Source organism: Chryseobacterium sp. S0630, assembly GCF_024158915.1.
Taxonomy (GTDB): Bacteria; Bacteroidota; Bacteroidia; order Flavobacteriales; family Weeksellaceae; genus Chryseobacterium.
In genome coordinates, this window is the sequence record NZ_JAMZGF010000005.1 from 1 (window position 1) to 12,617 (window position 12,617).

At 35.6% G+C, this 12,617-nt stretch carries 14 protein-coding genes; 5 read left to right on the plus strand and 9 right to left on the minus strand.

Going from position 1 to position 12,617, the window contains the following annotated elements; translation table 11 throughout:
• Positions 1–265 (minus strand): transposase (locus tag NK356_RS03195; protein WP_253316238.1); only part of this gene is annotated, 265 nt, incomplete at its 3' end.
• 302 nt (positions 266–567) lie between these two features.
• On the opposite strand from NK356_RS03195, the gene NK356_RS03200 reads away from it, so the two are divergent.
• Entirely contained in the window at positions 568–1,020 is a 453-nt protein-coding gene (locus NK356_RS03200) for a VOC family protein (protein ID WP_034693560.1), read from the plus strand.
• Between the two features lie 83 nt (positions 1,021–1,103).
• Here the strand turns inward: NK356_RS03200 and NK356_RS03205 are convergent, their stop codons facing one another.
• The 3 genes from NK356_RS03205 to NK356_RS03215 are packed head-to-tail and all read right to left on the minus strand — an operon-like array spanning position 1,104 to position 5,471.
• On the minus strand, positions 1,104–2,447 hold the full coding sequence (locus NK356_RS03205) for an SWIM zinc finger family protein (protein WP_253316239.1): 1,344 nt from the start codon (positions 2,445–2,447) through the stop codon (positions 1,104–1,106).
• 3 nt (positions 2,448–2,450) lie between these two features.
• The gene (locus tag NK356_RS03210; RefSeq protein ID WP_034693555.1) at positions 2,451–5,147 is read right to left on the minus strand and encodes a DUF6493 family protein; all 2,697 of its coding nucleotides are present in this window, start codon (positions 5,145–5,147) and stop codon (positions 2,451–2,453) included.
• Between the two features lie 6 nt (positions 5,148–5,153).
• Positions 5,154–5,471, minus strand: a complete 318-nt coding sequence (locus NK356_RS03215; RefSeq protein ID WP_156106396.1) for a DUF6493 family protein — start codon at positions 5,469–5,471, stop codon at positions 5,154–5,156.
• Between the two features lie 803 nt (positions 5,472–6,274).
• On the opposite strand from NK356_RS03215, the gene NK356_RS03220 reads away from it, so the two are divergent.
• From NK356_RS03220 to NK356_RS03235, 4 genes are read left to right on the plus strand one after another with little or no spacing between them, the layout of a single operon-like run.
• Positions 6,275–6,700 carry a MarR family winged helix-turn-helix transcriptional regulator gene (locus tag NK356_RS03220; RefSeq protein WP_253316240.1) on the plus strand — a complete coding sequence of 142 codons (426 nt, stop codon included), beginning with the start codon at positions 6,275–6,277 and terminating at the stop codon, positions 6,698–6,700.
• 7 nt (positions 6,701–6,707) lie between these two features.
• Positions 6,708–7,046, plus strand: a complete 339-nt coding sequence (locus NK356_RS03225; RefSeq protein WP_253316241.1) for a GIY-YIG nuclease family protein — start codon at positions 6,708–6,710, stop codon at positions 7,044–7,046.
• Between the two features lie 4 nt (positions 7,047–7,050).
• Positions 7,051–7,488: a hypothetical protein gene (locus NK356_RS03230; protein WP_034693543.1), complete on the plus strand. Its 438-nt coding sequence runs from the start codon at positions 7,051–7,053 to the stop codon at positions 7,486–7,488.
• Positions 7,489–8,370, plus strand: coding sequence for an alpha/beta fold hydrolase (locus NK356_RS03235; protein ID WP_253316242.1), 882 nt, complete (start codon positions 7,489–7,491; stop codon positions 8,368–8,370). It abuts the gene before it with no gap.
• A 66-nt stretch (positions 8,371–8,436) separates the two neighbouring features.
• On the opposite strand, the gene NK356_RS03240 is transcribed toward NK356_RS03235, so the two are convergent.
• From NK356_RS03240 to NK356_RS03260, 5 genes are all read right to left on the minus strand, one after another.
• Positions 8,437–8,988, minus strand: coding sequence for a 3'-5' exonuclease (locus tag NK356_RS03240; protein ID WP_034693537.1), 552 nt, complete (start codon positions 8,986–8,988; stop codon positions 8,437–8,439).
• Positions 8,989–9,097: 109 nt separating this feature from the next.
• Positions 9,098–9,640: a 3'-5' exonuclease gene (locus NK356_RS03245; RefSeq protein WP_034693534.1), complete on the minus strand. Its 543-nt coding sequence runs from the start codon at positions 9,638–9,640 to the stop codon at positions 9,098–9,100.
• Positions 9,641–9,727: 87 nt separating this feature from the next.
• The gene (locus NK356_RS03250; RefSeq protein ID WP_034693532.1) at positions 9,728–10,291 is read right to left on the minus strand and encodes a metallophosphoesterase family protein; all 564 of its coding nucleotides are present in this window, start codon (positions 10,289–10,291) and stop codon (positions 9,728–9,730) included.
• Positions 10,292–10,470: 179 nt separating this feature from the next.
• Positions 10,471–11,415 carry a hypothetical protein gene (locus NK356_RS03255; protein WP_034693778.1) on the minus strand — a complete coding sequence of 315 codons (945 nt, stop codon included), beginning with the start codon at positions 11,413–11,415 and terminating at the stop codon, positions 10,471–10,473.
• 184 nt (positions 11,416–11,599) lie between these two features.
• Positions 11,600–12,616 (minus strand): RNA ligase, Rnl2 family, encoded by a 1,017-nt coding sequence (locus tag NK356_RS03260; RefSeq protein WP_034693529.1) that lies wholly within the window; start codon positions 12,614–12,616, stop codon positions 11,600–11,602.
• Position 12,617: the final 1 nt, after the last annotated feature.

Below are 12,617 nucleotides of genomic sequence, written 5' to 3' on the forward strand. Positions count from 1 at the left end.
TGAACAAAACATTTTCCCGCATCGCCTTTTCTATTTTACGGGAGGAATAAATATTTTCCATATACGCAAAAACCATCACTTTGAGCATCATCAGGGGATGATAGCTAGGGTTACCTTCTTTGCGGTATGCATCTAATAAAGTCCTGATGTTGATCTTGTCTAAAACTTCATTTACAATCCGCACAGGATGATCCATAGGAATCAGATCGTCAAAAGTATGCGGAAATAAAACCAGCTGATTTTGATTATAATGCTTAAAAGCCATATATCTAATTGATTACTAAATAAATATACAAAAAAAACAAATCAAAATATATAAAAATTATTTACTTTTTAACAAGAAAAACCGCCTCAGTTGTGAGACGGCTTCCTATTGAATAATGTTATATTGAAATTATTTTAACCACAGATTAGCATAGATGTTGTGACGATACAATCGAATTCATCATTCATCATTTATAATTCATCATTATAAAATCCTTCTATCATTCATTTTCATTAAAGAAATCGCTGATGCAGAGTTTTCAGATGAGAGTTTTCTAGCTTTGTTGTTATTAAAATTAAACTATGATTAAAGGAATATATGAAACCCATGTTCAGGTGAGCAATCTGGAAAATGCAATACAATTTTACACGAAAGTATTAGGATTAAAACTGGCTCACAGAGATGAAACCAGACCTATTGCTTTTTTATGGGTGGGAGAAGGAAAAGAATTTATGCTGGGGTTATGGGAGCAAAAAGAGAATCTTCAGACCAGACATTTTGCTTTTTCCAGCAGTAAAGAAGATATTTTGAATTATTCTGTGGAGTTTCTTGAAAAAAAGGATTTAAAACCATACAATTTTCTGAAAAACGGAAGTATTGAACCTATGGTATTTGCATGGATGCCTGCACTGGCCATTTATTTTAATGATCCTGATGGAAACCAGCTTGAATTTATTTCTATTTTAGAAGGTGAAGGCAGACCCGAATTGGGAGTACTTAGCTATGAAGAATGGCTGAATCAGACTGGCAATTAATAAAAAGTTAATACAACACAGTGGCGCAAGATGTTGCGCCTTTGTGTTGGTCAACAAAATGATAAGATGAGCATCAGCAGTATTTAAACATTGATTAGTTTTTTCACTGCCAGTACATGTTTACAGGGACCTCTTTCCCCCTGATATTTACTGAACCACTCACAGGTACAACGTTCTTTTTCTTCTTGAATGATCACTGTATGATGTACACCGGTTCCTTTTACTCTGGCTTCTGTTCTTTCTTTATTATTATTTAAAATTTCAACTTTTCCGTCTTCTATCAATTTTTCTGCATTTTTTATGCGGGGATTGAGTCCGATAATACGGCTTAATTTAAAAGGAAGTCTACGATAGAAAAATTCTCTGTCATTAAGATCGTACCCCAGTAATCCCATTGCAGCAAGCCTGCCAGTACTATTTTCAACTTTGTCAAAACCGATATTCTCTTCCAAAGCAAGCCTGCCAGGATTAAAAGTCTGATTGGCAAAGGCATATTTATCCAACGCATCAATCCATTCATCAGGAACATCTGAAATCAGGCTATCCAACACTGCACCTTCACCTGAAAAACCTCTCCAGCATTCTCTCGATAAAGAAAAACTGAACCGGATATTTCCCATATTGAGTTGCCATGTTGTAGACTGCATATTAGCATGTGCGAAAACCTGCAAACCATCAATATAAGGAAGAAGAGGTTCTAATAGACGCAATCTGTGAAGTCCTCCTATACAAACAGAATCTGCAGATTTTACCGGAGAAAAAATAGGTTTATTTCCTCTCACAATTAAATAATAATCTGACTTCACCACTCCTTTAGGCATTCCTCTGAACAATTGCTGTGTCTGGATTTTATTGAAGGTATGACGCTTTTCTGATTCTGATAAATACACCTGAACAGTTCCCAGTCCTTTGATCCATTTAACAGGCAATGGCACTTTTCTTTCTATGACCTTACTTTCCTCCTTGTATAGCCCAACTTCTTTTTGTCCTACAGAAAGCATAATTTTTTCATTCGGACGGATGCTTCCCAAAGCCGTTATCATAGGCTGATTGAAATCCACATTCGTTGTACCGTTTTCAAGAAACTCTCCATCCAATCCCTCAGGCAGCACATCTACTCTTGCATACACTCCTGCACAATGAGAAAAACCTTCAAACCTTAGTCTTTCATTTCCTGCCGTTACTATGGGATCTTTAAGAAGTGCCATCTGAAAAGGTGACAGGTTAAAACTGGATTTCACGATGTTGGAAAGCGTAATCAGACATCGGGCTAAAATAAAGGGTTGTCCTACATTTCCCCAGAAAAAACAGGGAACATCGGTATTTTTGTCAATCTCACTGTATTTAGCAAGAAATAACTCTTCAAGTGCTCCTCTCCTGACTAAAGAGGAAGCTCCTGAATAGTTGTAAATCAGCGTATCTTCCATGTTCTATTTTTTCAGAAGAAGATTACATATTTTTTTAAGACTCGAGTTTTCTTTCCAGCTGTTTAATTTTTCAACGACTTCCTGATGTACTGAGGAATGGTTCAAAGCCAATACTTCATGATAGATTTCCAGAATTCTTTTCAGATTGGTAACAGGTTCTTCCATTTGAAGCAGAATATTGAAAATCAATTCTTCAAGAGCCGCATTATGATTTTTACTTACATTAAGCATGTGATGCTGCATAAGATCAGTCAATCTCTTCACCGGTGCCCATTCTAATTTTTCGTGCAGACCAATCACTCTTCCCAGTCTTGCATTATCCATCATCTGGCAAGAAATATGTTCAAGCCAAATTTCAGCAGCTGTTCCACGAATGGTCTTATCACTGTCCAGGAAAATAGTCCCAAGAAACAGATACCCAATTTCATCGAGAGGTTTTTTGATCTGGTACAACGTATTTGCAGTGTTCAGAACAAGACTTCTTTCAAAAACTTCTGCAATTCCTGAATAGAAAAGGCAGTATTTAATTACCTTCGCCAGCGCGTTTGCAGGTGTATTGGGGAAGCAAAGCATCAGTGCAGGAATTTCGTTAAGCTCTTTCTGCTCAGCAACAAAATATTCCATGAATAAAGGTTCTTTTCTTTTTTCAAGATGATATTTTGGAATCGTAATATTGAGCTCTACCGGATAATATGAGTTTTTCTTATTATCAATGGTTTTCCATTGATAAGCCCCTGAAAAGAATTCTGCAGGAATATTATCATATCCGAAATTTTTAAATTCCTCAAAAACAGTTTCCGGTGAACGGGTAATTCCAGCTGTCATCCACCATGAAGGGTGTATAAACTTACCTTCCGGCTTTTCATTTTTTCCCAAGAAGAAAAGCAGTAATTCTTTATATTCACCTTTTAATCTTTTCTCTGCTTCGGCAATAGCTTTTGAAGTATCATCTAATGCACAACGTTGCAAGGCCAGCTGAATATCCAGATGATGAGGCTCTATATTGCTGTTCTGATAGCTCTCCAGCCTTTCTACCAAAGTAACAGGAGAAATCCAGCATGGTGCATGGGTTATTGGAAACAACAAGGGAAGTTTGTCACCGCATTTTATTTTTTCAACTGCATAGATAGCAATATCTTTAAAGGCCTGTCTTGCAGGGCAATCTGCCCCAACATCTTCTATCGGGCCTAGTTTTTTCTGATAATTGGAGTAAGACTCTCTCGTAGCTTCTTCTTCTTTGGTTTTCTGATATATTTTTTCCAGATTCTTTAGCTGAACAGGATATTGTTCCATCAAAGCCAAACCATAATTGATGATTGCATTGCACAGTAAAACATTCAGATAAGGAACTTCCCATTTCGCAATGGTTTTACAAGCCTTCAAAAATACAGGTTCCACCAGTTTCACAGATTCTGCATCCACGTCTCCGGCAAATTTGATAAACCCTGTCAAAGCAATATCACAATGATAGCTGTAAGGGTCATCCATTGCCAAAGGAAGATAAAACATCAGGTCTTCAAAATTCTGAAGTACCTGTACTGCATTTTCGTCTGAGGTCAATACTCTTTTTTCCGAAGCTATCGCCTCAAGTTCCGGCTGTTTCTCTTCAATATATTTTACCAAAAGAGGGCGCACATTGGTCAGTATATTATCTGAATAATGGGAAAGTGCCTCTATCATATTTTCTGAAGCCGGAATGTATTTAAGAATGATCTTTGCTGCTTTTGACTGTATGCCGTCATCTTTACTGACAAATGCTGTACTTAAAGCCATTCCGAGCATATCCGGATCCATTTTCTTTCTCTGGAATATTTTTTCAGTAAGTCCCAGACTGGAAACCACTACTGTTTTTACCTCAGAGCTTAGTAGATTCGGAAGATAATGTGAAAATTCTTCATTCTTAAATTCTGAAGTTCCCACAATTTTTTTCAAGTGGGATAATATTGTATTCACGGCTTTTGACTGTGAAGAAACGAGCCCTGCAAGTAGTTCATCCTGTAAATCGGATAATTCTTCTTCCGTTGGTTTTAATGAGGTAAATGCATCCATAAACCAACCCGTGACATTTTTATTAAAATTCCTGTTGGCAGCCAAAAGGCACTCTTTCAGAAATCTTTTTCTTTCAATTTTCTTATCCGTAATAAGCTTTTGAACAATAGGAAACCATTCTTTGCGGAAAGGCAAAGATTTGGAAGGAAATTCACACAAATACCAAAAATGAGTATTGAGTGTTTCAGGATGACGGTCAAGATCTGCCGGATAATTGCTCAGATGATGTCCCAACAATTCAGGTTTAGGCTGTACATATCCTTTCTCTGTCCATCCTAAAATATCTTTATAATTAAATGCTGTAAATTCAGCTTCTACTGATTCATTGATAAAGTCTGAAAACCAATCCGGGCATCCCCATTCCAGGATCTGATCAGTTTGTTCTGCATTACGGAAAAGACTCCAGTAATTTTTACCAAAATTCTTTTTGTCCATGCAGACAAATGAAGCAATATCTATAATGGAATGCTGATTCACAGATCCTGCCGTATGGTAGGAGTTTTTAGTCATTACAATTTTACTGATCTCACGGTCCATTTTCTTTATAGACGGTACCAGTGTTTTCCTTTCTTCAATACTAAGCTCTTTTAGAAAGGGAATAATCTCATGTATTTTTTCCTCATTAAGGATCTCATAAAGTCTTTCTTTCATGGTGCTTTAATTTGATGTATAAATTTGTTTCAGGTTATTCATTTTTTTCCATTCTTTAGGTTGTCTGACAAGATTTTTTTTCATCCCAGACTGATTTGGTTTTAACAGTTTATGATAAAGCCCAAAGAACTTTTCAGCATTCAAAACTGTCTTTTCAACTGTTGAAAGAATGGGTATCAGCAGTTTTCCGGAAGCAACATTACAACTGGTAATCAGACTGATAAGTTTGGGAATTTTGTGGATAAATCCTTTTATCTGATTCCATACAAATCTTACCTTTTTACCGATTATTGTTCCCAACTTCATTTCTTTAAAATTATTCAAAAACATCCTGTTTATAAGGCTTCAAAAGCCGTACCACAGAGCGTTTGATAGTATTAAACAGTCCCAAAAACAAGAATAAACAAAGCCTCTTCCGGGAAGGGTATTCTGTTTCATCCAAACATTCGGAAACACAACATCTATTTAAATAAAATACTGATATACAACACTTAATGAGTTTTACTATTTTTTCCCTGTAAAAGCAGAGTCTGAAAAACAGGATACCGTATATAAAATTCTCATCAGATTATTATCATAAACACCTTGATAAAATTGAATGAAGTATTTAAAAAAAGAAGTATTATCAGGAATGTAACGATCAAAGAATTCACTGACAATGTCAACAGGTGTCTTGTCATATCCGGAATTCTGTTATTTGTACTCGTTTCCTGTTTTACAATACGTCAACAGTTTAAATTTTTCACCTGAAAACCTTTATCAATAAGCATAAACTCATTCTTATCGGCTAAAATAAAAAAAAATGACTGACAGACAGTAAATTATCCCATAAAAGTGATTTTTTTAACAAATATTAAGTTAATTAAAACAATAGCTATCAAAGCCTTTGGTAACATAAAAACAATTCCCTGTTTAAAGATATATTAATGAAAAAGTGGTTAAAAGCGTTATACCATGATATTTACACAACATTTGGTGTCTTAATTCCAGAATTTAAGATACCATATAACAAATCAGGTTAGCTTACCAATACGTTAATTTTTTTTAAAATAATAAAAACAGGATTGTAATTCTCTAAATTTTATATATTTGCAAAATAAAATACTTGACAACTCAAACACTTTTCAATGATAAGCACAGAATTATTATTTTTAATAAACATCAATAAACTACAGTCTGTAATTGCCAGAAAATTTGATTCTCTGAGCGTTCATGGTCTGGGATTCAATGACTTTGTTATTCTTTATGTACTCTATTCTTCCTCTGAGAGTAGAATGAGAAGAATAGATCTTGCTGAAAAAATAGGTCTTACAGCATCAGGAGTTACCCGATTATTGAATCCATTGGAAAAAATCGGACTGGTATCCAGAGAAACCAATGAAAGAGATGCCCGTGTAAGTTATGTGGTCATCACTCCTAACGGTAAAAAGATATTTGAAGAGGCTAAGCTGAGTGCTGAAAATATTACTAAAGAAATTCTTTCTTCCAAAAAGGGTAAATCTCTACGCATGGTCAATGAATTTTTATTTGATTTAGGAGGAAATATACAATAATGAAAAGATGAAAAATGCATTAAAAAAACAACTAAGAGAAAAGGCAAAAGACCATACAACAACAATGGGAGTACTTGCTGTTACTAACATTTCAAACGGGAAACAATATGTTCAGGCTTCTTTAAATCTGGAAGCACTGGTGAATAAGATGAAATTTCTTTTAAACGGAGGACTATTTACCCATCCACAATTACAGAAAGAATGGACTGAATCAGGAAATGATTCTTTTACTTTTGAGTTTGTAGTCGTTGTTCCGGATCAGAACAACAAATTTATCAACTATCGTAAAGAGATTCAAAAGGCTGAACAGTCTTATATTTCCGGACTAACTACAGAATTATATTAAAGTGATGTCAAAAAAATATCTATCTCCTACTTTTGAAGCTGGAAAGCATCTGTTTACTAAAAATATAAAAGGGGCCATTATTAATCTTAACCTTATCAGATTAAAGATGGAAGCAGATTATTCTGAATATCCGGATCTGAAACCCAATGAGCAAACAAGTGGTTGGGATGCCTATCTTACCTATATCAGGGAAACCGAACCTTATTTAAAGGAAAGTGGCGGAGAAATTTTATTTATCGGGAAAGGAGATCAGTTTTTGATAGGTCCTGAAAGTGAATATTGGGATCTATGTCTCTTAATCAGACAACAAAGTGTCAATGATTTTTTCGGTTTTGAAAAGAACGAAGCTTATATGAAAATTATGGGTCATAGAATGGCCGCAGTAGAAGATTCCAGACTTTTACCATTGGAAGAAGTATTGTTGAATGTAAAAAAAGATTAAATGAAAACAGTCAAAATGAATGATGTAGAATTATGCTATGAGGTATTTGGCGAAAAAAATTCTGATGTCATTGTATTAATTCCCGGATTAGGAAGTCAGATGATCCGTTGGGATATTACATTTTGTAATCTTCTGGTTGAAAAAGGCTTTAAGGTGATTCGTTTTGATAACAGAGATTCGGGGAGTTCTGTTTTTAATGCAAAAAGAGAAATTCCTTCTGGTAAAAGAATTGAAGAGATTTTCGAGAATCTCAGTAAAGAAGGGATTTCTTATTCTTTGATGGATATGGCGAATGATGTTATTGGTCTTCTTAATCATCTAAATATTGAAAAGGCTCATATAGCTGGACGTTCCATGGGAGGAATTATTGCACAGCTTTTAGGTTCCTATTATCCTGAAAGAGTTTTATCATTGACGATCATTATGTCGACCTCTATGAATCCGTCTCTTCCTAAGCCTGATCCGGAAGTAATGGCTATGATGACACAGGTAACTGCTGATCCTGTTCTTCAGAAAGAAGAGTATCTAAGAGAAAAGATCCGTTTTGCAAAGAAAATATCGGGTTCGGGATATATTTTTGATTCGAATCAGGAAAAAGCTTTGCTTGAAGAGGAACTTATACGTTTCAGAACCAAAAACGGAATTATCCGGCAGCTTTTAGCCATGGGTTCCTTTCAGTATAACTCTGAAGTGCTGAAGAAAATAACCGTTCCTACTCTGATCATCCATGGAACAGACGATCTGATCTTTCATCCTGATTGCGGAAAAGATATTGCGGATTCTATTCCCAATGCCGAATGGCTTCTTATTGAGGGGATGGGACATTCTATTCCGGTGGAACTTCACAACTTTATTTCTAACAGGATATCTGATATAGCATAATAAAAAGACTGCCTCATCATTTGAGACAGTCTTCATTTTTTAAATATCTGCTTTATTTCAGATGATTTAATAATTCTTCAGGCACCAATGCAGAATCTTTGCAATGTTTTTGGCGTCATCTACTCCTCTGTGGTGAGTACCTTCTAAAGTCATACCCAATTCACCCAAAGCTCTGTTCATTCCGACACTTTTCCTGATCGTAGGATGAATTTCACCAAATAATGTCTTCACATTGATGTGGTCATCACTCATCGGATAATCTGTGTAGAATCTTCTTGCCTGGTTTTGAAGCATATTCAGATCGTAGTTTCCGTAGCTCGCCCAAGTCAGTTCTTCCGAATCATATTCTGCTCTCAGGATATCGAAAGCATCATCCAGCATGATTCCTTCATGATCCAGCATATTTTGGGTAAGAGTAGTCAACTCCGTACAGAACGGACTTACTTTTGAATACTGGGGTTTTACTAAAATCCCTTCATTTTTAGAGATCTTACCGGTTTTTGCATTCATAATGCATACCCCGATTTCAATGATCTCACTTTCCTGACCTCTTGGCGGGCGGTTATCCCAACACGTTGCTTCGAGGTCTACTATTAATATATTATCTGTTGTTTTCACTTGTTTAAAATTTAATTGTTAAAGCATGGATGATATGGGATGGAGGAAGTTTTAATAACGTCTCATTTACTTCCAGCCTCCATCATCAGTCTTCCAGCCTATTTATTATTTACAGAATCTTACTTAAAATTCTGGCTGTGTTATAAGCATCGTCTGCTCCGCTGTGATGAGTGCCTTCAAAATCCATATTCAGATAATGTAAAGCTCTTTTAAGCCCTATTTGTTTATGCAGTTTAAAATGTCTTTTAAATTCATGCATCACATTCATATAGTTTTCTGAAAAAGGATTGGTTATCCCGAGCCAGTCACATTGTTCTATGATCTGCTCTCCGTCGAAGTTTCCATATCCTGCCCAGGTAAGCGGTGCAGAATGGTATTGATCCCTGATTATTTCACAGGCTTCTTCGAAATAGATTCCTTTTTCTTCTATCAGTTGCGGGGTAATTCCAGTCAATTGTGTACAGAATCTGTTGATTTCTGACCGTTCCGGAATTACATAAATGCTTTGTTTCTGGGAAATTGCTTTTGATGTTAAGTTTAATTTGCAAATTCCTATTTCTATAATATCGACCTGTTGCCCAATGGGAATCCTGTCGTTTTCCCAACATGTGGCTTCCAGATCGATGATTATCATCTCATTGGTTGTTTTCATGATTTTTTAGAAATTAGAAGCCAGAGGTTAGAAATTAATCAGGTTTATACTTCTCATATCCTCAAGCTTCATTTTCATCGTTAATTGTTAATTTCTGGGAGCAAATGGAGGCGTCCATTTTTTCCTCTTCATTATTTCTTTGACTTCCTCGTAGGAAACCGGATAAAAGTTGTGGCAATCTACCCCAACGTCAAAACTGAGTGCCATTTCATCATCCGGTAGAGTTCCGTGTGAATGGCCGTATAATTGCCAGACCCCGCGATGTGAGCCATTCCAGGTACGCATGGCGTAATGGAAAAGAATGATTTTCTGTTTTCCATTACTTTGATCCGATTCATCAATTCTGAGTTCGTGGTAATCTCTGATGGAAGCAAATCGTTTGGGATACGTTAAAGCAGCTCCTTCATGATTGCCCTTGATCAGATGAATATTACCATGTAACCGATCTAAAATTTCTTTTGTAAAATCCGGTTTTCCTAAACTCATGTCTCCTAAATGGTAGACTGTATCACCGGGCTCAACTTTCTCGTTCCATCTTTTAATGAGTTCTTCATTCATATGGTCCAGTGATTCAAAGGGTCTCTCTGAAAACTTTATAATATTCTCGTGACCAAAATGATGGTCTGCTGTAAAAAATATATTGGGTTTCATTTTTTTAATTGTTTTTTTAACTACAAAATTCCCAGTGTCATTCTGAATGAAACGAAGGGGAATGAAGAATCTCTAGTACTTTAAACAGATTCTTCCTTCGTCAGAAATCGTAGATTCGACGTAGTCAATGACACATTCAATGTTTAACTTAGTAGTTTTTGTTTAATAAATATTTTTAATTAATTCTTGCGAAACGCTTTATAAAAAGCAGTTTCTATTTCTTCCTGATCACTTTCCGTGTATCTTCTCGAAAAGTGAATCGGAATGGCTTCTTTCACCTTACATTCATTCATGATTTTTCCTGATGCTGAAGCAAAACTGTGAGAGTTGATCTTTGCAAATTCCTGATCAGAGTCCTTGTAGAATGTTTCTATATACACCAAATCCGCTTCTCCAAAAACCGTTTTTATTTTTTCATAATTGTCCTCGGCTACTGCATGATCCATGATAACACCCAATTTGTAACCTTCATTAAGGGTTAATAAGTGGAACAATTCTGTTGCTTTGTAAACATTCCCTTCGATTTCAATCTCTTTCCCTGCATCCTTATTTTCAAATGCAGTCTTCAGCTCACCAATCCACTTTCCTTTTTTGAAATCTGAAGCATTTTCACTGAAGCTTACCGTGTCTTTTTCTTTAAACAAATAAGCAATAGAATCTGTTTTGTGATCCAGAATAGCAAAGTCAACGTTGACATGTTTATCTTCAAACAGGAAATTCTGAGTGTTGATCAATTCCAGATTCCATTGTGGCGGACGAAGGGTGTAAACATTAATTTCTTCTTTTGAAATAATCTCACGGATTTCATATTCGATGGCTTTTTCATCAATCAAATTCCATGTGTAAGATTTTAATCTTGCTTCAACCTGTAGATGGATATTTTTCGGTCCGACAATCACTACTTTCTCACCACTTCCGATCTGATGTCTGAAAATTCCATCGAAATTTGAAAAGTGATCAATATGGGTATGACTGATGAATACTGCCGATACAGACTGTAATTCTTTCACAGTCAGCAAACTTGCTTCACCACAATCACATAAATAATGTTTTCCTGAGTTCGGAACTTTAATTAATATACTGATGTCTTCTTTTAAAAGACTTTTTATTTCTGCCTGTAACATAGTTTTTTTCTTTTTAAACCACCCCGTCAAAAATTCTTTGAATTTTCGCCACCCCTCCAAAGGATGGGAATTTTTCACACTTTCATTAGTACTATTTTTTTTAATAAAATGAAGTGTTTTTCGTTCTTCTGACTTTGATGGATACTTATTATACATAAAAAAGTTTCGGTAAAATTTACCGAAACTATACTTTAAGAGTCATCAACTCTTCTTTTATAAAATCAATTACTAGAGAATTCAACTTTTTGTTGATCCTTTTCTGCTCTTCTTTTTCAATAGTTGCAAAGGCTGCCGGGAAGTCTTTCTGGAAATCCTCTAAAATATCCTGTGAAAAAAGACCAATTAGCTTACCTATCATTTTAGGTTCGAATTCGCCGATTTTGCTCACCACATTATTCAATCTGTTGACTGTAGCATATTTTTGTATTTCTTCCCAGATCTCCTGAGCTTTTTCGCTGAAATGAATCTGTTTCTGAACAGTTTTACCCTCTTTTTTAACCATTTTGGACTTTTCTACCCATTTTTCATTCTTATTTTTCAGAATAATTCTGGCTCCGTTTCCAAAATATTTGGTTTTCAAAGTTTTTACGATGGTTCCTTCACACCTATTGTCTTCCAATTCAGGTAGCCCAAGCCAAGCCGGAATTTTTGAATTGAAAACATTAGGGAATTTCAAAGCTTCTTCAAGACTTCCCTGAAACAAAATTTTAGCATAGAAAAATCCTGTTTCTTCAAAAATCTGATTGACCACTTCTGTATCCAAATAGGTAATTCCATTCAGTTTAATATCGAAAGCGTAAAATTCGTTGTAAGGTGCATACTCAATACCTTTCTGTACTTTCACAGCATCTTTTACGGGTTCTACTTCTTTATGTTTGTATCCACCACCGAACAATTCACCGTAGATCACTACAGTTTCAACATCCGGATGGATGGTTTTCACTTTTTGAAATACTTCTATTACATTTTTTCTGTAGCGTTCCAACATCTGATGGGCATTGAAAAATTTCTCATCTTTTTCGATGAAAGCAGTTCTCTTCGCGATTTTAATTTCCTTTCCGTCGGTAAAGAAAGAGAAATTAGCTCCGTGAACTTTTTCCTGTACGATGAAAACCTCATCCCCAAAACCCTGCATCCTGATCTGTTCGATCACGCGGGCCTGGTAAGCATTTTCTATAGCGTTATATGTTTTGAAAATCATT